We start from the raw sequence: 21,302 nt of genomic DNA on the forward strand, positions 1-21,302 counted from the left end.
TTAGCGCATCAGTTCGAAATGCCGCGGGAACGCCTGATGCAGCAGGAGCAGCATGGTCTTGCGCAGCACGTTGGTGTCACGGCTGGACGGATTGAGATGATCCCAATACCAGGCGCCATGAACCAGATAATTCAGGCTCTCCGACAGCGTGTCGATGTCGACGCCGGTATAACCGCCGCTGCACGAAATCTCGATCAGCAGCTCGCGCGCCTCGGCGGTGTAGGCGAGATCGCTCGGAAGGCCGATCTCGTTGTAGATCTGCATGCTCTTGCGGTCGCTGGAGAACACGACAAAGACCGAAACCCATTTCGGGTGCTGGCGGGCGAAACGTTGCGCGCAATCGACCGCGCCCAGGGCCCGCTCAACCGGAGACAGGCCGGGCGCCCGCACCAACGTCACCCACAGCTCGTCATAGCGATCGCTGAGATACTGCAGGACGGCGCGAAACAGGTTCTCCTTGCTGCGAAAATGGAAGACGACCAAGGCATTGGACGAGCCGACATGTTCGGCGATGCGCTGCATGGTGACGCTTGCCAGCCCCTCCTCCGCGATGAGCTCGATGGTGGCGTCGATGATCCGCTGTACGCTGGCTTCGCCGCGTTCGCGCCGACGGTCCTTGGGCGGCGCGGGATCGTTTGCCGCACTTCCATTCTTCGCTATTGCGCCTTTGCGTTTTGCCGCCGCAGCCTTTTGTTGCGCCATCTTCGTCCAGCTCCTTTCGGACCTTCTGGCGGCGATCGCCGGCGCCGCCACGGATCCGTCTATTCGAGGTGTCCGGCGTCGGCTCACCACAACCGAGACCGCAGATCAACCACCATCGCGGCAAGAGCCGCATCGCCCTGTTATAGCGACGGACGCGTTTCGGCGTTTGTGTACCATTGCCCCTTGGCCCTCTCATAGGCCATGGCCGCTCGGAAAACATCGGTATCGCAATAGGTGCGGCCGACGATCTGGATGCCTGTCGGCACGCCGCTTGCCGCCCGGCCCGAAGGGATGGACAGGACCGGACAACGGCTCATCATGTTGAACGGCGTCGTCATCACCCAGCCAAGCGACGGGTTCACCTGCTTGCCGTTGATCTCGACCGTGCCCGTGGTCTGATCGAACTCCGCCGGCACGGAGGGAAGCGCGTTGGTCGGGCAGACCAGCACATCATAGGTCTCAAGCAGCGGCCCCAGCGTCTGGTACATCCTGGCCGCCACATCGAGGGTTCCGACAAAATCCGTGGCTTTGGACTTCTGCCCGTCCTCGGCGAATTGACGTGCATAGGTCGTCATGTCCTTGCCGTGCTCCTTGAGCAGCTGCGACAGCGAAGCGCCGAAGAGATGTTCGAGATAGGCCATGCCCGCCCTGAGCACGTCGTCGCCCCAGCCCAGATCGACTTCCTCGACCGTGGCGCCGAGCGAGCGGAACACGTCGCAGGCGGCAAGCGTGTTCTTGCGCACATCGGCGTCCACTTCGAAAGAACCGAGGTCCATCGAGAAAGCAATCTTCCAGCCCTTGATCGGCTTGTAGTCGCTGGGCAGGCGCAGTTTGGGGCGCAGCGTGGCGATGTCGAGCGGGCTTGGCCCGGCAATCACGTTCTGCAGCAGGATCGCATCCCTGACGTTTCGTGCCAAAGGTCCGGTGTGGCAGTAGAAATCGAGGTTGAACGGCGGCTCGTCCGGATTGCGCCCGTAAGGCGGCTTGAAGCCGACAAGACCGCAGGCCGACGCGGGAATCCGGATCGATCCGGCAATGTCCGAACCGGTGGCGATCGACGACGTGCCGGATGCCAGCGTCGCCGCGGAACCACCCGACGAACCGCCGGGCGTGAAATCCGGGTTCCACGGATTGCGCGTCACACCCCAGCGTTTCGACCAGGTGTAGCCGGCGCAGCTGAATTCAGGCGTCGCCGTGCGGGCATGGACAATGCCGCCGGCCTTGATGATGCGCTCGTTCATCGTCGAGGTATGGCCGCCGATGGCGTCCCCGGACAGCAGCGAGCCATGCGAGGTCGGCTTGCCCTTGATATAGCTCTCGTCCTTGATGCCGATCGGCAGCCCCTCGAGCGCCCCGGTCCGGGCGCCCCTGGCGTATTTCGCCTCGGCCTTCCCAGCCAGGTCCATCGCCTCGTCGAAATGCGTGAAGGTGAAGCAGTTGATCGTCGCCTTGGTTGCCTCTGCGCGGTGGATGGTGGCCTGCATCAGTTCGACAGGCGAAAGCTTCTTCGCCTTGAACAGCCGCAGCGCCTCGCTGGCCGGCATGTAGCAAAGGTCGAGATCGGTCATGGGAAGTCTCCTGCGATCTGCGCATCGCGTTTGGCATGGACGGGAGATGACCGCGCCGCGTGCAGCGGCGCGGGAACGCCTGCTCAGGTCATTTCTGCAGGTCGGTCCAGATCTTCGTGTAGAGCGCCTGCACGTCGGGCGGGCAGGCCTGCATGAACTGGCCCTTGGCGGCAAACTCGGTGGGAATGTTGACTTCCGGCGCGGTCTTCATGTCGTCGGGCATGAAGGCTTCCGAGCCCTTGATGCCGTTCGAATAACGCGCAAAGGCTGAGATCAGCGCCGCATTCTGCGGATCCATGATGAAGTTCTGGAACAGCTTGGCGTTGTCGACATTCTTGGCGTCCTTGAGGACAGCGACATTGTCCATCCAGATCGGATAGCCTTCCTTGGGATAGCCATAGACGATCTTGTCGTTCTCAAGCCGCTCGCGCAGCGATATGCCGTTCCAGTTGACGCCCGCGGCGATGTCGCCCCTGCCCAGACCATCGACAGCCGCATAGTCGAGCGAAAGCCATTTCGCCTTCGCCTCCACCAGCTTGTCATGCACCTTTTTCAGCATCTGCATGTCGCTGCTGCAATATTTGCCACCCTCGTAAGCAATGGCGAGGAACATGATGTCACCCATTTCGGGTACAACATTGATCTTGCCGACGAGTTCGGGGGGTGGGTCGAGGAAGATCGCCGATGTGTTCGGGTCGCCGGCATAAACCGACTTGTTCACCGAAATGCCGGTCGTGCCCCACTGCCATGGAACGGTATATTTGCGGCCTGGATCGAATGGAACATCGACCCACCTGGGATCGACGTTCTTGAAGTTTTCCATCTTGTTGGGATCGGTCTCCAAGAGCAGACCTTCGCTGATCCAGACCGGCACGACGCTCGCCGAGGGCACGACGATGTCATAGCCGGAGGCGCCCTGCCGGACCTTGGCCAAGGCGGTATCGTTGGAGTCATAATCGGTGACGGTGACCTTGACCTTGTAGGTCTCCTCGAACTTCTTGATCAGGTCGGGGCTGGTGTAGTTGCCCCAATTATAGATGTTGAGCTCGCCGTCGGCACGGGCCACGCCCGTGACAGTCAGCAACGACAGGCCGATGGCCGTCGCGGTCAGTTTCCAGTTCATGCTGCATGCTCCCATTGTTGGGACCGGCGGCACTACGGCCCCAAGTCCGTTTCCTGCTGACGAAAAGATGGCCGCGACGATGCCGACCGACAGCACGAGAACGGCCGTCGACATCGCATTTGCGGCGCGCCGGCAACGGCAAGCCGCATGGCAGTCAAGATATTCCCCTCTTTCATGGTGGCCATTCACCGGCTGGAACCCGGCTGTCCAACTCAATTCTCGACCTCAGAAGTAACTATGACTAAACATACAGTCAATATCTTTCCGCGGATACGGCCATGGCTCGCCGATCATGCGCCCGATGCGGTGGTGACTCAGTGGGTAGCTAGGAAAGAACCTGGCCGCGATACCGGACGCGTCAGGCCGTTGAGGCCGAAATGCCCGCGGCCGCAATTCGCTGGCGGAACCAATCGAAGGTGCGCCCGATGCCTTCCTGATAGCTCGTCCTGGCTTCCCAGCCAGGAAGGACATGCCTCGCCAAAGTCAGGTCCGGACACCGATTTGTCGGATCCTGGGGAGCCGGAGGGTGGTGCTCGATGCGGCTGCCGGGGACAAGCGATCTGACGAATTCCGCGATGCGCAGGACCGAAACCTCGTGGTCGTTGCCGATGTTCAGAGGGCCGCGATGCGAGATGCCGTCGCGCCAGAAGTAACGTTCCAGCCCCTCGACGATGTCGTCGACATAACCCCAACTGCGCGATTGGGAGCCGTCGCCATAAACCGTCAGAACCCCGGTTGTGAGAGCCTGGACGGCAAAATTCGAGACGGCGCGTCCATCGTCGATGCGGGTTCGCGACCCATATGTGTTGAATATCCTGACGACGCGAATGTCGAGCCCGCCAACCCGCTGCTGCTCGAACAGCAATGCCTCGGTGCAGCGCTTGCTTTCATCATAGGAAGCCCTGGGACCGGTGCAGTCCACCGATCCCCTGTAACTCTCGGGTTGCGGTGAAACCAGGGGGTCGCCATAGACTTCCGAGGTCGAGGCGAAGCAGAAGCGACCGCCGGGCTTGAGCAGCGTCAGAAGATTGAGCGCGCCGCCGATGTTGGCCTTGATCGTGCGTACCGGCTCGCGCATGTACCAAAGAGGCGAAGCCGGCGACGCGAGATGGATGATCTCATCGAAGCGCTGAAGGGATGAGAAGCTTTCGGCGTCGGCAATCTGCAGATCGAAACGCGGATCGGCGACATGCGCGATGTTGTCTCGCGTCCCGGTCCAAAGATTGTCGACGACGACCAGCTTTTCCAGATCGCTTCGCCGCAACAGACGGTCGACCAGATGCGAGCCCAGGAAACCGCAGCCGCCAGAGACCAACACGCTGCGTGACATGGAAAACCCCCGCTCCAGACACCCGGCCAGTCAACGAGCCACAGGGCTTGTTTCAAAACAACAGCGGATACGAGGCTACCCAAAAGCCCTTCCGCCAATCGATGCACCCATCTACACCGCCAAGCGCCGCGCGTGCAAACAGCAAGCCTTCACGATGGAATGTGCGGCGGCCGACCGGCCTCTGCTTTTAAGAGAGAAACTGCCGCGCGATGTCGCGCACCGAAGCGGCCGCCAATGCCGCCGGTCATCCGAAAGGATGATCAGGTTACAGCGCTACAGCGCCCTTTGCGGACATGGCGCTCCGGCTGCGTCACCACAGCGCGACGCCGTGGGCTGCGGTCGGAAGCTCGTTTCTTCGGACTGGCGCACCAGTTCGGCAAAGAGCAGCGCGAAGCTTCCCAGCATCAGAAAGACGATGATCAGGCGTGTTACCGGCAATATGTCGGCCTCGACTGGCTAGCCCCCACGCCACCCATCCACTGCCGGCTAACATGACCGATCCGGCTTTACGAGACTTTAAGACCGATCTTAACCATCACATTCGCGTAGCCTTTGACATGATACGCGAACGGCAAGTCCGCATCCGCCGTCCTGCGGCCGCCTTGCCATCCGGCATGGGTCGCATCCGGGATGACAGCTCCCTTTGCAGACGTACCCCGCCCATGCTACCCCGGCGCTGGCGCGGCCCTGCCGCTGCCAATCGGTCGTCATCGGGGAGCCATGAGCAAAGCCGCCAGCCGCATCGCCTTCGTCTCGTCCGACACCGCTGACGCCAAGACGGCGCTGGAAAGCCTCTCGGCGCGCTATGGCCAGTCTTCCGTCGAGGAGGCCGGGATCGTCGTTGCCCTTGGGGGTGACGGCTTCCTGCTGCAGACCCTGCGCGACACGATGGGGACCGGCAAGAAGGTCTACGGCATGAACCGTGGCACCATCGGCTTCCTGATGAACGAGTATCGTTCCGGTGGCCTGACGGAGCGTCTCGAAGCAGCCGTCGCCGAAACGATCCGCCCGCTGGAGATGCTGGCCGTGACCTCGGAAGGCGAAACGATTTCGGCACTGGCGATCAACGAGGTGGCGCTGTGGCGCCAGTCTTACCAGACGGCCAAGATCCGCATCACCGTCGACGAACAGGTCCGGCTTGAGGAACTGAACTGCGACGGCGTCATGATCGCAACCCCGGCCGGGTCCACCGCCTACAATCTTTCGGCGCATGGACCGATCCTGCCGCTCGACGCACCGCTGCTGGCGCTGACCCCGGTCAGCCCGTTTCGCCCGCGCCGCTGGCGCGGCGCGCTGCTCTCCAACAAGGCGACCGTGCGCTTCGATATCCGCGAGCCGGAAAAGCGGCCGGTGAACGCCGCCGCCGACCATACCGAGGTCAAGGCCGTGACCTCGGTAACGGTGCGAGAATCACCCACGGCGACAGCAACGTTGCTGTTCGATCCCAATCATTCCTGGAACGAGCGTATTCTCGCCGAACAGTTCCGCTATTGAGCCGGCGCTGCGACCGACAGGTCGATTAAGCATCCCGATTAAGGTTACAACTTCACAATCGTGCCATTGCTGCCCGTTTCTGTTGACAAATCGAGGGCTTGCTCCTAATTGCAATACCAATCTTGCAGGCGCGTGGCGCTTGCCGCGACAGACGCCATTAGACGCCGTTGCGCTTCCCCGAACCAGCCAAAGACAACAACACTTGTCCTCAGACACCACGACCGCTCAAGAAGCGTTGACCTTCGCAGACCTCGGCCTGTCGCCGAAGGTCCTTTCCGCAGTCACCGACGCCGGCTATACCCAGCCGACGCCGATCCAGGCTGGTGCGATCCCGCACGCCTTGCTCGGCAAGGACATTTTGGGCATCGCCCAGACCGGCACTGGCAAGACGGCCTCCTTCGTGCTGCCGATGCTGACCCGCCTCGAAAACGGTCGGGCCCGCGCCCGTATGCCGCGCACGCTGATCCTGGAGCCGACGCGCGAGCTCGCCGCGCAGGTCGAAGAGAATTTCATCCGCTACGGCAAGAACCACAAGCTCAACATCGCGCTCTTGATCGGCGGTGTCTCATTCGACGAACAGAACAAGAAGCTGGAGCGCGGCGTCGACGTGCTGATCGCGACGCCCGGCCGCCTGCTCGATCACCGCGAGCGCGGCAAGCTGTTGCTCAACGGCGTCGAGATCCTCGTCATCGACGAAGCGGACCGCATGCTCGACATGGGCTTCATCCCCGATATCGAGCGCATCTGCGAAATGATCCCGTTCACCAGGCAGACGCTGTTCTTCTCGGCGACGATGCCGCCGGAAATCACCAAGCTGACCGAGAAATTCCTGCACGCGCCGGTGCGCGTCGAGGTCTCGAAGGCAGCATCCGCCGCCACCAACATCATCCAGCGGCTGGTCAAATCAGGCTCCAAGCCATGGGACAAGCGCGAGACGCTGCGCAATCTGATCAAGGCCGAAGACGCGGAGTTGAAGAACGCCATCATCTTCTGCAACCGCAAGGTCGAAGTGGCGGAGCTGTTCCGCTCGCTGCTGAAATATGATTTCGACGCCGGTGCGCTGCATGGCGACATGGACCAGCGCGCGCGCATGCAGATGCTGGCCAATTTCCGCGACGGCAAGCTGCGCTACCTCGTCGCTTCCGACGTCGCCGCGCGCGGCTTGGACATCCCCGATGTCAGCCACGTCTTCAACTATGACGTGCCGATCCACGCCGAGGACTATGTCCACCGTATCGGCCGTACCGGCCGCGCCGGACGCTCCGGAAAATCCTTCACCATCGCGACCAAGTCGGACACCAAATACATCGACGCCATCGAGCGGCTGATCGGCAACAAGATCGAATGGCATGACGGCGACTTGTCGACGGTGGTTGCCAGCGAAGGCGAGGACGACGCTCCGCGCCGTGGCAAGGGCGCGCCGCGCCGTGCCGGCCGCAAGGACGACGACCGCGGCAGGGAAAAGGGCGGCGAGCGCAAACCGCGCGAACGCCACGCCAAGCGCAGCGAAGACACGGCACCGGAAACAGTCCGCGAGGATCAGCCGGTGGCCGAGGCCGCAGCCGCCGACGTCGGCGAACGGCGCTCGCGCAAGGAAGCGATCCGTTCGGAAAACACCGACCGCAAATCATCCGATCGCAATGAACAGCGCGCACCGGAACGCGGCGACACGAGGCCGCAGCGCGACAACAGCCGCCCTGCCCGCCAACGACACCAGGAAGACAATGATTCCACCGTCGGCTTCGGCGATGACATGCCGGCCTTCATGCGGATCGTCGCCAAGGTCTGATTCCCGACCGCTTCAAAGGCAAGCCAGCCATCCGGCTTGTCTTCTCGGCAAAGGTTCCTGCCTGGCTCGCCCGTTACATCGGCCCAGGCATCATCTTGGTCGGTTTTTCCAGCATCGGAAACTCGGCCTTGTTGCATTTCACGTTCGGATTCGTCGGACTGAACATGCCGTTCGGATTGTCCCCGAGCCAGGCATGCAGGTCGTAGTGGACGAACTCCTTCGGGATGAGAGGGTAGTGCCCCTCCATAGGCCCCATGAAGGTTTGGCCAAACAGCTTCGGGGGCTCCTTGATGTCCGGCGTCAGAGGCACCAGCCATTCCACGCCGACCAACTTCAGGCCTTTCTTGGTCGGCTCGTAGATCAGCACGTTTGGCCTCATCGGATCGAGCTTCTGGCCGACACTCGGGACATTGACGAAGTGGATACCCATGGCGCCCTTCGGGTAGTCCATCGCACCCGCTATCTTTTCTCCGCTGTAGTAGACGCAGCCGACCGTCGACAGATAGAGGTCGCGGACGGCGACGGTGTAATCCTCATATTTGGCGAGCGATTTTTTCAAGGCTTCGATGTCGGCCTTGTTGGCGTCCTCGGCCCGAGCCGAAGCAACGTTCAGCCACGCGCCCACCAAACCTGTCAAAACGAGGACGCCGCAGCGCCCAAGGCTGGCTGTTCTTGTCATGCATTCCTCCCAGATTTCTGATCTGGCCGTGCAAGACCGAGGCGGAAAAATGCTGATTGCGCGGCCAGTGACACCGCCTCATCCCCTCAGGAACAGCGATGATGCTATTCCTTTCCATAGCTCCGGGAAAGCTATATTTTAGCAATAGCTAATTCAACAACGCCAATATCCGCGCAAACAAAAACGGCCCCCATGGGAGCCGTTTCGCTTGATTTGCCGAACGGATCAGGTGAGCGGCGACAGCTGGATTTCGACGCGGCGGTTCTGGGCGCGGCCTTCGGCCGTGGCATTGGATGCGACCGGGCGTGTCTTGCCGAAGCCGGTGACTGCGAAGCGCCGCTGATCCACGCCCTGACCGGACAGATAGTTCGCGACCGCCAAAGCACGACGCTGCGACAGATCGAAATTGTGCTGGTCGCCACCGGTCGAATCGGTGTGGCCGAACACGTCGACCGTGGTCTGCTTGAACTTCTTCAGCACCAGCGCGACAGAGTTCAGGACCTGGTAGAAGCCGGGCTTCACCGCATCCTGATCCGAGTTGAAGGTGATGTCGGACGGCATGTTGAGAATGATCTGGTCGCCGCTGCGGGTGACGCTGACACCGGTGCCCTCGAGCTGCCGGCGCAGTTCGGCCTCGTTCTGGTCCATGGTGGCGCCGATGGCGCCGCCAGCCAGCGCGCCGATGCCGGCGCCGATCAGTGCGTTGCGGCGGTCATTGCCGCCGGCAAGCAGGCCAAGGCTGGCGCCCGCTAGGGCGCCAAGGCCGGCGCCGGCCGCCGTGTTGGAAATCTTCTGGTCGCCCGTATACGGATCGGTGGTGGTGCAGGCGCTCACGAGCACAGCCGTCGCCACGACGACGAGCACAGTCTTTTTCATAGGATGGTCCCTCTCCAAGTCACGCCTTGCGGTGGCGCCAAATCAGCCCTTCCCGCGACTTGTACCACGAATTGCGGCGAAAAGCGGAATGGCGAAAGCGCCGCTCACGGCTTTTCCCGAGAGATAATACCCGGCGGTGGCGCCGCATCGCCGTGCCGGAATGGTCTGGATCAGGCTACCAGAGGTTCTTGCCGTCTATGACAACCACTTCGACCTTGTCGAGATCGAAATCATCGAACAGCCGCGCATTGACGCTGATCTTGGGATTGTCAAAATCCGGCTCGCCGGTCGACCAGTCCGGCGTTTCGGTAAAGGTGCCGCAGCCGCAGGTGGCGCAAAAACCGTGCTTTACGGTTTTCGATCCCCAGCGGTAGAAAGAGACGTTCTCCATCGGGCTGGTGAGCTTGAATTGCGAAGGCACGTAGTAGGCCCAGAGCGAGCCGCGCTTCGAGCAGAAAGAACAAGTGCATTGCGTCACCGTCTGCGGTGCCTGCGAAACCTCGAGTGTCGTCGCCTTGCAATGACAGCTTGCCTTGATGGTCATCAACGAACTCCTCCTGTCGCCCGCCACCCTATGCGACAAAGGCACCATAAAGAGGTGCTCCTGACAACTGTCTGTCAGCAGGCACACCCGAACCGCGCAAACCCGGCCTGCGGCTCCGGTCACACGCGACCGCGGACGTCCGACCGCCGTCCTGTCGTCAATAGGAGCGCGGCGGCACGAACAGGCAGATTGTCTTGCCGGCGTCGAGGCCCGCTTGGTGCGCGCACCAATGGAATTCGCCGTCCGGGCTGTCCTTGACACGCTTGTCGGTCATTGGAACGATCTCACCCGTTCCGGCGATGACATAGCCCTCGGGTTTCTCCAGCACTTCGCCTGTATGGGTCGTGCGACAATCATAGTTGGCGCAGCATGCGAACGGATAACTCCAGCCCTGTGGCTTTGCCGCCGTGGGCGTGGCGTCATGCGCGAAGGCAGGTGTCGTCAGCATTGCCATCGCGCCGATCGCGAACAGGGAAAACAAAAGTCGGCCAGCCGGTTGAACGGCATTGGCCGATCTAAGTGTGGCAGCAGACATGACGCGTTCCTTTCAAACGAGCTCAAGCGTTTCGCTTGCCCGTTCCCGGAACGTATCTTCCCAGTGGCCGGATCGTCGGGTCGCAGATATGCCGCGTCCGGCCATAAATGCTTTTTCTCTCCCAGCCCTTGGATGCTGGGCTGATTCCTTGGTCGGCGCAAGACGATGCATTCCCGACATCGTTCTATGGACGTCAGGTATCCGCTACCGCCGACGAGATGAGGCCAAGGTCAATTCCCGGCAAACGGGCGTCGGATAAACGGAATAGGCCCGCTGTGGTTCCAGCCTACTGCTGGTCAGAGCCGGCAATCACGTGCTCTTGATACTGCGGTAGGTCATCGGTGATGGTGAACCAGCCGGCCTTCGAACCGACGAAGATGTGCGCGGTCGGGCGGATGGATGGGTCGTCGACGAGGGTTCCCATGGCGACATGGACGTAGGCCCCGTCGCGCACGAGCGAATAAAGCAAGGAGCCGCACCGGCCGCAATGCGCGTTATGGCCGCTTTCGTCGCCGAAGATCAGGAGCTTGTCCTCGCCTTCGGTGAGGACAAGCTTTTCACGCTCGATACCGGCGAAAGGCTTGAAGGCCGAACCGGTGGTGCGCCGGCAGTCCGAACAATGGCAATTCGCGGCATAGATGAATTCGTCAGTGACCTCGTAGTGAACCGCACCGCAGAAGCACTTTCCGGTGAGCTTGCTCGGCAACACACTCCTCCGTCGCTGTGGTGCGCAGGGGTATGTTCAGATTGAGGTCAGCTAAACTCACCTGAACATGGACATATCCTAATCCAGGTCTGCTACGGCTTCGCCCGCGCCGCCCTCGATGCGCTGCGACAACGAGGCTTCCATGAAATCGTCGAGGTCGCCATCGAGCACGCTCGACGGGCTGGTGCTCTCGACGCCGGTGCGGAGATCCTTCACCAACTGGTAGGGCTGCAGCACATAGGAGCGGATCTGGTGACCCCAGCCTATATCGCTTTTCGACGCTTCGGTGGCGTTTGCAACCGCCTCGCGCTTTTTCAGCTCTTCCTCGTAAAGGCGCGAGCGCAGCATCTCCCAGGCCTTGGCCTTGTTCTTGTGCTGCGAACGTTCAGCCTGGCATGCGACCGCGATGCCGGTGGCCAGATGCGTGATGCGCACCGCCGAATCGGTGGTGTTGACGTGCTGGCCGCCCGAGCCTGACGAGCGATAAGTGTCGATGCGGACATCGGATTCGGAGACGTCGATCTCGATCGTGTCGTCGATGACCGGATAGACCCAGACGCTGGCGAAGGACGTATGCCGGCGCGCATTGCTGTCATAGGGCGAGATACGCACCAGGCGATGAACGCCCGATTCCGTCTTCATCCAGCCATAGGCATTGTGGCCTTTGATCATCAACGTTGCGGACTTGATGCCGGCCTCTTCGCCGTCATGCATTTCCAGCACTTCGACCTTGAAGCGACGGCGCTCGGCCCAGCGCGTGTACATGCGCAGCAGCATCGAGGCCCAGTCCTGGCTTTCGGTACCGCCGGCGCCGGCATGGATTTCGAGATAGGTGTCGTTGGAGTCTGCTTCACCCGACAGCAGCGTCTCGACCTGGCGGGCCTTCGCTTCGCCCTGCATCGAGCGGATCGCGGCTTCCGCCTCTGCGATCACCCCCTCGTCGCGCTCTTCCTCACCGAGCTCGATCAGTCCGATATTGTCTTCCAGCGCCTGCGTCAGGCCTTTCACCGAGGCGATGCCCTCTTCGAGGCCCTGGCGCTCGCGCATCAGCTTCTGCGCTTCCAGCGGCTCGTTCCAGAGGCTGGCGTCCTCGGCGCGCACATTGAGGTATTCAAGCCGCCTTATGGCCTGATCCCAGTCAAAGATGCCTCCTCAGCAGGGTTATCGCCTGCCTGATCTCGTCGACAATATTCTGCGTTTCCGCGCGCATGGCTGGCTGTTCTGTCCTGTTTGCTGAAGTCGGTTGGCGCGATACATAGGCAGGCCGCCGCCGGCTGTAAAGCAAAATGGGCTGGCGCCAAGGCCAGCCCATCCGCTCCTGAAAATCATCAGTAGAGGCCGCCGCCGCCGGACTGGATGGCTTGATTGGCCTGCGGCGACAGCGCGCCACCGGTGGCATTGGAGCCGTCGGCGCCCATGCCGATCACCCAATAGCTGTCGGCGGGACCGGTGCCCGGCTTGAAGGCTTCGATGATGGTTCCGGGATCGCCCGATGCGGCACGCATGCCGGTCTTGCGGTTGATGGCAACCAGGTTCATGCCTTCGGGCACCTTGAAGTCGACATTGGGCGTGCCGTCCAGCGCCACCCGCATGAAGTCCTTGAAGATCGGCGCCGCGAGACCACCACCGGTGGCGCCATGGCCGAGGCCGCGCGGCGTGTCGTAGCCCATGTAGAGGCCGACGACGAGGTTGGGCGTGTAACCGATGAACCAGGCGTCCTTTTCGTCGTTGGTCGTTCCGGTCTTGCCGGCGATGTGACGGCCGAGTTCATTGATGGTCGCGCCGGTGCCGCGTTGCACGACACCTTCCATCATCGAGGTGATCTGGTAGGCCGTCATCGGATCGAGCACCTGCTCGGAATTGTCGACGAGTTCCGGCTCCGGCTGGTTCTGCCATTCGGGCGCATTGCAGCCCTGACAGCCACGCTCGTCCTGCTTGAACACCGTCTTGCCGTAGCGGTCCTGGATGCGGTCGATGAGCGACGGTTTGATCGACTTGCCGCCATTGGCCATGATCGAATAGGCCGACACCATGCGCATCACGGTGGTTTCGCCGGAACCCAGCGCCATCGGCAGATAGGGTGCCAGATGGTCGTAGACACCGAAGCGCTCGGCATATTCGACGACCAGCTTCATGCCCATGTCATTGGCAAGCCGCACCGTCATCAGGTTGCGCGACTTCTCGATGCCGGAGCGCAGGGTCGCCGGACCGGCGACGGTGCCGTCGTAATTCTTCGGCGTCCAGCTCGTGTTACCGCTCTGGATCGTGATCGGCCCGTCCATGATCACCGAGGCCGGCGTATAGCCATTGTCGAGTGCGGCCGAATAGACGATCGGCTTGAACGAGGAGCCCGGCTGGCGCATGGCTTGCGTGGCGCGGTTGAATTCGGACTGCGCATAGGAGAAGCCGCCGACCATGGCCAGCACGCGGCCGGTGTGCGGGTCCATGGCGATCAGGCCGCCTTCCACTTCGGGCACCTGGCGCAGGCTGTAGGCGCCATCGGCACCATCGTTTTTCTGCACGAAGATGACGTCGCCCGGCTTCAGCACCTCCGCCGGCGACTTGGCCTTGACGGTCTTGCCGGCAACCACATGGCGCATGGCAAAACCCATGTCCTCCTTGCTGATGGTGCCTTCGACGCGCTCCTTGACGATCTCGCCCGACGCCTGCCGTGCCGGCTGCAGGCCGATCGACAGCCCGGTCGCCGAACTGTCGAGCACGACGGCGAGCGACCATTCGGGGACATCCTCCAGCCCCTTGACGGCGCCAAGCGGCACGCCCCAGTCGCCCGAGGCGTCGATCGATGTCACGGGCCCGCGATAGCCGCGCAGCGTGTCGTATTTCATCAACCCGTTCTGCATCGATTTGCGGGCAATGAGCTGGATCTTCGGATCGAGCGTGGTGCGGACGGAGAGGCCGCCTTCGTAGAGCGCATTCTCGCCGTAGCGGGCGATGATCTGACGGCGCACCTCTTCGGTGAAATACTCGCCGGCGAACAGATAGGTGCCGCTGCGCCGCGGCGTCACGCCCAGAGGCTCGGCCTTGGCCTTGTTGCCTTCCTCACGCGTGACGTAGCCGTTCTCGACCATCTGGTCGATGACCCAGTTGCGGCGCTCGATCGCGCGATCGGCATGCTTGAAAGGGTGGTAGTTGTTCGGCCCCTTGGGCAGCGAGGCCAGGTAGGCGGCCTCGGCCACGGACAGTTCGTTGACCGACTTGTCGAAATAGGTCAGCGCCGCACCGGCGACGCCATAGGCGCCGAAGCCGAAGAAGATTTCGTTGAGGTAGAGTTCCAGGATGCGATCCTTGGGATAGGCCTGCTCGATGCGGAAGGCGAGGATCATCTCCTTGATCTTGCGCTCGTAGGTCTGGTCCGAGGACAACAGGAAGTTCTTCGCCACCTGCTGGGTGATCGTCGAGGCACCGACCTGACGCCGGCCCGAGCCGAGATTCTGCAGGTTGACGATGATGGCGCGGCCGAGGCCGGTCACATCGATGCCTGGGTGGTTGTAGAAATTCTTGTCTTCGGCCGACAGGAAGGCCGCCTTGACGCGGTCCGGTATGGCCTGGATCGGCAAATACAGGCGCCGTTCGCGCGCGTATTCGGCCATCAGCGCGCCGTCAGACGCGTGGATGCGGGTGGTCACCGGCGGCTCGTATTTGGCCAGCACCTCGTAGTCGGGCAGATCCTTCGACAAATGGCCGATATAGATGGCAACGCCCGCCGCGACCAGAAGGGCCAGCGTCGTGCCGATGCCGAAAAAATAGCCAATGAGACGAATCATACCCGCTCCAGTCCTTGGTTCGGGAATTTCCTAAACGAAGCCGCCTTTCGCGCAAGCTTTCGAGCCGGTCCCAATCCGTAATCGAAAACCCTTGTCGCCGCCATGTGGACAAAATACGGCAATGCCTGATTTCGCGGTCGCGAGCCGGAAATAAAAGCACTGGGTGTTGTCGTCGCGCAACGCCGCCTCTGGTTGCAGGCGCCGCCGGTCATGTCAACCTCCGGTTCCCGGTCCGGCCTTGGCCGACGCGAACAGCGCGACGGCGTTGGTTATGCTCTGGGCCGCCTTGCCGCGCCAGTCGGCGTTGAGCAACTGCGCCTCGTCCTTGGCGTTCGAGAGATAACCGAGTTCGACCAGCACTGACGGCACGTCGGGTGCCTTGAGCACCTTGAAGCCCGCCGAACGCTGGGGATTGTTGATCAGGCCGACGCTGGTCGACAACTGGCCGACCAGCGTGTGGGCGAAACTCATCGAGAAATTGTGCGTTTCGCGGCGGATCAGGTCGATCAGGATGTCGGTGACTTCCTTGTTGTCGTTCTTGATTTCCATGCCGGCGAACTGGTCGGAGAGGTTTTCTCGGTCGGCAAGCGCCTGCGCCTCGGGATCCGAAGCCTTGTCGGAGACGGTGTAGACGGTGGCGCCGCGAATGCCTTTGACGCTGATCGTGTCGGCATGGATCGAAATAAGCAGGTCGGCCTCATGCTGACGGGCAATGCGCACGCGATCGTCCAGACGCAGGAATTCGTCTGTGTCGCGCGTCATGAACACATCATAATTGCCGATGGCTGCGAGTTTGTCCCGCAGCTCCGTGGCGAAGGCCAGCGTGACATTCTTCTCGATGGTGCCGTTCAGGCCCTCGGCACCGCCGTCGATGCCACCATGGCCGGGATCGATGACGACGGTGAACCGATGGCCTGGATTGGAGACCGGCCCGGTGCCGACCCGCCCTCCCTTGTCGGTCGAAACGGTCGATCCGGTGGTCAGCGCCTGATTGGCCAGCGCCACATCGAACTCGCGCTCGGATGCCGCCGACATGTCGATGGCAATGCGGTAGCCGGTACCGTCCTCGTTCTTGAGCACATCGAGCTTGTCGACCGCAAAGGGACCCTTGCCGGTGAGGACCAGCCGCGAAACGCCCTCGCCGAGGGCGCCCAGGCGCACGCTCTTGACCAGGCCCCGCGCCTTCAAATCCTTGGCATCAACGGCGAATCTCGTATTCGCGAGATCGATGACAAGACGGTTGGGACCGCGCAGCAGGAACCATTTGATACCGGGTTCGCGATCGAAGTCCATGACGATGCGCATCTTGGTGGCATCGCCGGCCATCTTGTAACCTTTTGCCACGAGCGGAGCGTCGGCGGCATTGGCATTTGAGGACAGGGCAGATGAGACCGCCAGCAGCAGCAAGAGGCAGAAAGCGGCCAGGATCCGGCCGCCGACACGACATCCCTTGTCTGTGAAGTCCGCCAATCCCATCTCTCTTCCAGTCGCTCCCGGTTTGGCGCCCGGCGCCCGGTCATTTCGTCCATATGCCGGTTAGGCCGCGAACTCGATTAACGATTGGTATCCAGAGAAGGTTAACCAAGCCTTTTCATGCAAGGCCGCAAGCCTGGCTTACGCTACGGAACGGCTTTTTGCCGGCATCGGAAATCGGGGTTGCCTTCCATCCCGCCAAATCATAAAAGCGATAGTGGATCACTGCAATCCTGGAACCGCCCTCCTCCGCAGCTTCTTGCTACAGGGTCAGATGTAAAGGCGGCTCCTTTCGCTTCAGGCGAAAAGGGTTCAGGTGATCGCGACGAATTTCGCAGGCGTGCTCCCGTGGCGGGGGAATCGCCTGCGTGAGGAAAACGGCCGGGTTTGTTCCCGCGCCGGCTCTGTATGAGCAAACAAGCTGGTCCGGTTCATCCGGGCTTTGGTTCAAAAGGTTCTGTTGGTGACGATGGCTTCAAGCGCAATCATGGAAAGGTCCGCATCAAACCGCGCCATTATGGCTGCGGGCGGCACCGCCATGGCGCTCAAGCGGCGGCCGGCGGACGTTCAAATATCCGGCACCCACATTCCAGACACGCAGCAGCAGGCTTTGCCTCGCAAGCTGCGGCTGACGGCTGCCGGGGGGAAACGAAATAATGCCCAACAAAATGCTGATAGACGCCTCCCACCCGGAGGAAACACGCGTTGTCGTCGTACGCGGTAACCGTATTGAAGAATTCGACTTTGAATCCCAGGACAAGAAGCAGCTCAAAGGAAACATCTACCTAGCCCGCGTAACGCGCGTAGAGCCCTCCCTTCAGGCAGCCTTTGTCGAATATGGCGGCAACCGCCACGGTTTTCTCGCCTTCAGTGAAATTCACCCCGATTACTACCAGATTCCGGTCGCCGATCGTCAGGCACTGCTACGCGCGGAAGCGCAGGAGGCCGAGGACGAGGAGAACGAGGACGGCGACGGCGATGACCGTCAGAGCCGCGATCGCGGACGGCGCGGCCGCCGGCGCGGCGGAAAGCCCCGTGACCGGGGTGAGCACAAGCGCGATGCAGCCGATTCCGGCGAGGCAAACGACGCTGCCGACGAGGCAGAAGAAGGGGCCGACGCTGGTTTCGAAGAGATCTCGCACACGTCCGAGATCATCGAACATGCGGCCGATACGTCCGAACATGCCGATGCGTCCGAACATGGCGAGGATTCCGCCGAGCAGGACGAAGGCGAAACCCGCGAAGGCGGCCCGACGTCGATCGCCGCCTCGGTCGAGGCCGATGTGGTTTCCGAAGCCGTTCCGCAGGCCGAACAAGGCAGCGAAGCGACCTCCGGCGACAATGATCGCGGCATGCTGGAAGAAGTGCAGTCCTCGCATCCGGACGATCACGAGGTCGAATCGGTCGGCGCCGAGGACGCGCTGGAGGAAGTGCGCAACCGCCGCAAGCCGGTGCGCCGCCAGTACAAGATCCAGGAAGTGATCAAGCGCCGGCAGATCCTCTTGGTGCAGGTCGTCAAGGAAGAGCGCGGCAACAAGGGTGCGGCACTGACCACCTACCTGTCGCTTGCCGGCCGCTATTCGGTGCTGATGCCGAACACGGCGCGTGGCGGCGGCATTTCGCGCAAGATCACCAGCGCGGTCGACCGCAAGCGCCTGAAGGAGGTCGTTGCCGATCTCGAAGTGCCGCAGGGCATGGGCGTGATCCTGCGCACCGCCGGCGAGAGCCGCACCAAGGCCGAGATCAAGCGCGATTACGAATATCTGATGCGGCTTTGGGAAAATGTCCGCAATCTCACCTTGCAGTCCACGGCCCCTGCCCTGGTCTACGAGGAAGGCAGCCTGATCAAGCGCTCGGTGCGCGACCTCTACAACAAGGATATCGACGAGATTCTTGTCTCCGGCGAGGAAGGCTACCGCGAGGCCAAGGACTTCATGCGCATGCTGATGCCGAGCCACGCCAAGGTGGTTCAGCCGTTCCGCGACACGACGCCGATCTTTGTGCGCAACGGCATCGAGGCACAGCTAGACCGCATGCTGCAGCCGCAGGTGACGCTGAAGAGCGGCGGCTACATCATCATCAACCAGACCGAGGCGCTGGTTGCCATCGATGTCAATTCGGGCCGCTCCACCAAGGAGCACTCGATCGAGGACACCGCGCTCCACACCAATCTGGAAGCGGCCGAGGAAGTCGCGCGTCAACTCAGGCTGCGCGATCTCGCCGGCCTAATCGTCATCGACTTCATCGACATGGAGGAGAACCGCAACAACCGCTCCGTCGAGAAGCGGTTGAAGGATCACCTCAAGAACGATCGTGCGCGCATCCAGGTCGGCCGCATCTCGCATTTCGGCCTGATGGAGATGTCCCGCCAGCGCATCCGCGCCAGCGTGCTGGAATCGACCATGAAGCCTTGCCCGCATTGCGGCGGCACCGGCCATGTGCGCTCCGATTCGTCGGTCGCGCTGATGGTGGTGCGGGCGATCGAGGAATTCCTGCTCAAGGATTCGCGCAGCCACATCACGGTACGGACGCCGGCGGCGACCGCACTCTACGTGCTCAACCATAAGCGCGGCACGCTGGTCGAACTCGAAAGCCGCTTCGGGCTGACGATCACCGTCGAGGCCGACGATTCGGTCGGTTCGCAGCACTATGCGATCTTCCGCGGCGCGCTGGCTGAAAAGCCGGAAGGCTTTGTCGAGGCGCGCAGCTTCCCGGCCTATGTCGAGCCGGAAGAGCCCGAGGACGAGATTGTCGTCGCCGAGGAGGAGGATGACGAGGCGCCGGTCCAGGCCGAACAGCCACGCCAGCAGCCGCAGCAACAACCCCGACCTGCTGCCGCCGGTGGCGAGGAAGGCGAAGGCCGCGACCGCAAGCGCCGCAAGCGCCGGCGTCGGCGCGGCGGCAAGGATCGCGATCGCGAACATGGCGCCCCGGCGGACGGTGCTTCCGTCTCGGCTCCGGCCGGCGAGTTTTCGGACCCAGACTCGGCCGCCAGCGACGGCGACACGGAAACGGACGACAACGCCCCTGTTGGTGTTGCCGAAACGTCCGAGACAGTTGAGGCTTCGGACGAAGGCCAAGGCAAAAAGCGCCGGCGCGGCAAGCGCGGCGGCAAGCGCAATCGCCGCGAAGACGGTGAAGGCGAGGCCGAGGCAAGTGCTGGCGAAGCAGCCGACGCGTCCAAAGGCGAAGTCTCGGCAACCGAGGTGATCGCCAGCGAGCCGGTCGTTGCTGCACCAGCCGAAGAGCCGGTGGCGCTTGCTCCGGCCAATGACGACGCGCCGAGCACGGAGAAGCCGAAGAAGCCACGTCGTGCCGCCAAGCCGAAGAAGGCCGCGGCCGAAATCGTCGCCGAAGAGCCGGCTGCCGAGGCGGAAGCACCGGTCGAGACGCCGGCCACGGCGTCCGACGAAGCAGCGGCTGTGGAGAAGGCACCGAAGGCCCGCCCGTCGCGGCGCAAGCCGGCGGCGGTGAATGCGCCGGTCGAGCCCGTGGTGTCTTCGACCGTAGCGGAAGAACCCGCGGCCAAGGCTGAGGACAAGACCGAGGACAAGCCGAAACGCGGCGGATGGTGGCAGCGGAAGGGCTTTTTCTAAGCCTTTCAATCGCATGAGCTAGTTCTTTGACAAAAAAATCCCGCGCCGTCTCGAAGACGGTGCGGGATTTTCTTATCTGGCGTTATGCTGGATCGCGAAAGGCTAAAACGCTTCTTTGATTCCAAGCATGTCGTTGTCCCAAAACCGCTGCGCACTTTTGGGCGACATGCATCACGGCGCGAAGATCGACCAGTTCATCATCCTGGCCAGCTTTTCCAGCGCGATCGACCCCAGCTTGGAGTTGCCGTTGGCATTGAGGCCCGGCGACCAGACGGCAAGCGACGCCACGCCCGGCACGATGCCCAATATGCCGCCGCCGACGCCGCTCTTGCCGGGAATGCCGACGCGGAAGGCGAAATCGCCGGAACCGTCATAGTGACCGCAGGTCAGCATCATCGCGCCGATGCGGCGCGCCCGTTCGGCCGACACCACGGAATGCCCGGTCGCCGGGTTCTTGCCGCCATTGGCGAGAAAACGGCCGGCGAGCGCCAATTGCCGGCAGCTCATGGCGATGGCGCAGTGGTGGAAGTAGACGCCCAGCGCCAGCTCCGGCGCGTGGTGGAGATTGCCGAAGGATTTCATGTAGTTGGCAAGCGCGAAGTTGCGATAGCCGGTGGCCCGTTCGGACGCCGCGACCTCGCGGTCGATGATAACAGTCTCGTCGTCGGCGAGAAACTGGATGAAGCGCAGGATCTCGCCGATCGCCTCGCGCGGCTGGTGGCCGGCAAGCAGGATGTCGGAAATGACGATGGCGCCGGCATTGATGAACGGATTGCGCGGAATGCCGTTCTCATGCTCGAGCTGCACGATCGAGTTGAACGGATTGCCTGACGGTTCGCGCCCGACCCGCTGCCACAGCGCGTCGCCGACATTGCCGAGCGCCAGTGTCAGGGTGAACACTTTCGAGATGCTCTGGATGGAAAAGGCCTGGTCGGCGTCCCCCGCCATCAGCACGCGGCCGTCATTGGTGACCGCTGCGATGCCGAATTTCTTCGGATCGACCTTGCCCAACTGCGGAATGTAGGAAGCGACATCACCGCGATCGGTGCGATCGGCCATTTCGGCGGCGACTTCGGCCAATGCCTGATCAAGTTCCGGCATG

The 21,302-nt window shown here is 62.2% G+C and carries 16 protein-coding genes; 3 read left to right on the forward strand and 13 right to left on the reverse strand.

Features of this window, described 5'->3' with window-relative positions; genetic code table 11:
- From NKI21_RS07830 to NKI21_RS07845, 4 genes are all read right to left on the reverse strand, one after another.
- A complete protein-coding gene (locus tag NKI21_RS07830; protein ID WP_352865166.1) occupies window positions 1–702 on the reverse strand; it encodes a TetR/AcrR family transcriptional regulator in 702 nt (233 codons plus the stop codon).
- Between the two features lie 140 nt (window positions 703–842).
- Window positions 843–2,270: an amidase gene (locus tag NKI21_RS07835; protein ID WP_352865168.1), complete on the reverse strand. Its 1,428-nt coding sequence runs from the start codon at window positions 2,268–2,270 to the stop codon at window positions 843–845.
- An 88-nt stretch (window positions 2,271–2,358) separates the two neighbouring features.
- The gene (locus NKI21_RS07840; protein ID WP_352865171.1) at window positions 2,359–3,393 is read right to left on the reverse strand and encodes an extracellular solute-binding protein; all 1,035 of its coding nucleotides are present in this window, start codon (window positions 3,391–3,393) and stop codon (window positions 2,359–2,361) included.
- Between the two features lie 358 nt (window positions 3,394–3,751).
- Window positions 3,752–4,723, reverse strand: coding sequence for an NAD-dependent epimerase/dehydratase family protein (locus tag NKI21_RS07845; RefSeq protein WP_352865173.1), 972 nt, complete (start codon window positions 4,721–4,723; stop codon window positions 3,752–3,754).
- A 720-nt stretch (window positions 4,724–5,443) separates the two neighbouring features.
- Here NKI21_RS07845 and NKI21_RS07850 point away from each other — a divergent pair.
- Complete coding sequence (locus NKI21_RS07850) at window positions 5,444–6,217, forward strand: NAD kinase (RefSeq protein WP_023812117.1); 774 nt, start codon at window positions 5,444–5,446, stop codon at window positions 6,215–6,217.
- 202 nt (window positions 6,218–6,419) lie between these two features.
- Entirely contained in the window at window positions 6,420–8,006 is a 1,587-nt protein-coding gene (locus NKI21_RS07855) for a DEAD/DEAH box helicase (RefSeq protein WP_352865176.1), read from the forward strand.
- 73 nt (window positions 8,007–8,079) lie between these two features.
- Here NKI21_RS07855 and NKI21_RS07860 read toward each other — a convergent pair whose 3' ends face one another.
- The 8 genes from NKI21_RS07860 to NKI21_RS07895 all read right to left on the reverse strand — a co-directional run bounded on the left by NKI21_RS07860 (window position 8,080) and on the right by NKI21_RS07895 (window position 16,607).
- A complete protein-coding gene (locus NKI21_RS07860; protein ID WP_352865179.1) occupies window positions 8,080–8,685 on the reverse strand; it encodes a hypothetical protein in 606 nt (201 codons plus the stop codon).
- 225 nt (window positions 8,686–8,910) lie between these two features.
- The gene (locus NKI21_RS07865; RefSeq protein ID WP_013531371.1) at window positions 8,911–9,561 is read right to left on the reverse strand and encodes a YiaD family glycine zipper/OmpA-like lipoprotein; all 651 of its coding nucleotides are present in this window, start codon (window positions 9,559–9,561) and stop codon (window positions 8,911–8,913) included.
- Window positions 9,562–9,736: 175 nt separating this feature from the next.
- Window positions 9,737–10,105 (reverse strand): GFA family protein, encoded by a 369-nt coding sequence (locus tag NKI21_RS07870; protein WP_352679403.1) that lies wholly within the window; start codon window positions 10,103–10,105, stop codon window positions 9,737–9,739.
- 157 nt (window positions 10,106–10,262) lie between these two features.
- The gene (locus NKI21_RS07875) at window positions 10,263–10,640 is read right to left on the reverse strand and encodes a hypothetical protein (protein WP_128305863.1); all 378 of its coding nucleotides are present in this window, start codon (window positions 10,638–10,640) and stop codon (window positions 10,263–10,265) included.
- 286 nt (window positions 10,641–10,926) lie between these two features.
- Window positions 10,927–11,346: a GFA family protein gene (locus tag NKI21_RS07880; protein WP_127291381.1), complete on the reverse strand. Its 420-nt coding sequence runs from the start codon at window positions 11,344–11,346 to the stop codon at window positions 10,927–10,929.
- 78 nt (window positions 11,347–11,424) lie between these two features.
- A protein-coding gene (prfB, locus tag NKI21_RS07885; RefSeq protein ID WP_352865183.1) for a peptide chain release factor 2 occupies window positions 11,425–12,556 on the reverse strand; the annotation gives its coding sequence in 2 pieces (ribosomal slippage) (window positions 11,425–12,489 and window positions 12,491–12,556; 1,131 coding nt in all).
- Between the two features lie 118 nt (window positions 12,557–12,674).
- A complete protein-coding gene (locus NKI21_RS07890) occupies window positions 12,675–15,131 on the reverse strand; it encodes a penicillin-binding protein 1A (RefSeq protein WP_352795787.1) in 2,457 nt (818 codons plus the stop codon).
- A 213-nt stretch (window positions 15,132–15,344) separates the two neighbouring features.
- The gene (locus NKI21_RS07895; RefSeq protein ID WP_023812126.1) at window positions 15,345–16,607 is read right to left on the reverse strand and encodes an N-acetylmuramoyl-L-alanine amidase; all 1,263 of its coding nucleotides are present in this window, start codon (window positions 16,605–16,607) and stop codon (window positions 15,345–15,347) included.
- 653 nt (window positions 16,608–17,260) lie between these two features.
- Between NKI21_RS07895 and NKI21_RS07900 the strand changes: the two genes are divergently transcribed.
- Window positions 17,261–20,200 (forward strand): Rne/Rng family ribonuclease, encoded by a 2,940-nt coding sequence (locus NKI21_RS07900; RefSeq protein WP_352751390.1) that lies wholly within the window; start codon window positions 17,261–17,263, stop codon window positions 20,198–20,200.
- A 171-nt stretch (window positions 20,201–20,371) separates the two neighbouring features.
- On the opposite strand, the gene NKI21_RS07905 is transcribed toward NKI21_RS07900, so the two are convergent.
- Window positions 20,372–21,301 carry a glutaminase gene (locus NKI21_RS07905; RefSeq protein WP_352865188.1) on the reverse strand — a complete coding sequence of 310 codons (930 nt, stop codon included), beginning with the start codon at window positions 21,299–21,301 and terminating at the stop codon, window positions 20,372–20,374.
- Between the last annotated feature and the right edge of the window lies 1 nt (window position 21,302).

Source organism: Mesorhizobium sp. M0715 (assembly GCF_040320355.1).
Classification (GTDB): domain Bacteria; phylum Pseudomonadota; class Alphaproteobacteria; order Rhizobiales; family Rhizobiaceae; genus Mesorhizobium.

Coding starts and splice junctions, on each gene's coding strand:
- NKI21_RS07895 (WP_023812126.1), bottom strand. CDS start 16,607: ATGGGATTGGCGGACTTCACAGACAAGGGATGTCGTGTCGGCGGCCGG.
- NKI21_RS07840 (WP_352865171.1), bottom strand. CDS start 3,393: ATGAACTGGAAACTGACCGCGACGGCCATCGGCCTGTCGTTGCTGACT.
- NKI21_RS07845 (WP_352865173.1), bottom strand. CDS start 4,723: ATGTCACGCAGCGTGTTGGTCTCTGGCGGCTGCGGTTTCCTGGGCTCG.
- NKI21_RS07875 (WP_128305863.1), bottom strand. CDS start 10,640: ATGTCTGCTGCCACACTTAGATCGGCCAATGCCGTTCAACCGGCTGGC.
- NKI21_RS07835 (WP_352865168.1), bottom strand. CDS start 2,270: ATGACCGATCTCGACCTTTGCTACATGCCGGCCAGCGAGGCGCTGCGG.
- NKI21_RS07865 (WP_013531371.1), bottom strand. CDS start 9,561: ATGAAAAAGACTGTGCTCGTCGTCGTGGCGACGGCTGTGCTCGTGAGC.
- NKI21_RS07890 (WP_352795787.1), bottom strand. CDS start 15,131: ATGATTCGTCTCATTGGCTATTTTTTCGGCATCGGCACGACGCTGGCC.
- NKI21_RS07900 (WP_352751390.1), top strand. CDS start 17,261: ATGCCCAACAAAATGCTGATAGACGCCTCCCACCCGGAGGAAACACGC.
- NKI21_RS07870 (WP_352679403.1), bottom strand. CDS start 10,105: ATGACCATCAAGGCAAGCTGTCATTGCAAGGCGACGACACTCGAGGTT.
- NKI21_RS07830 (WP_352865166.1), bottom strand. CDS start 702: ATGGCGCAACAAAAGGCTGCGGCGGCAAAACGCAAAGGCGCAATAGCG.
- NKI21_RS07860 (WP_352865179.1), bottom strand. CDS start 8,685: ATGACAAGAACAGCCAGCCTTGGGCGCTGCGGCGTCCTCGTTTTGACA.
- NKI21_RS07850 (WP_023812117.1), top strand. CDS start 5,444: ATGAGCAAAGCCGCCAGCCGCATCGCCTTCGTCTCGTCCGACACCGCT.
- NKI21_RS07905 (WP_352865188.1), bottom strand. CDS start 21,301: ATGCCGGAACTTGATCAGGCATTGGCCGAAGTCGCCGCCGAAATGGCC.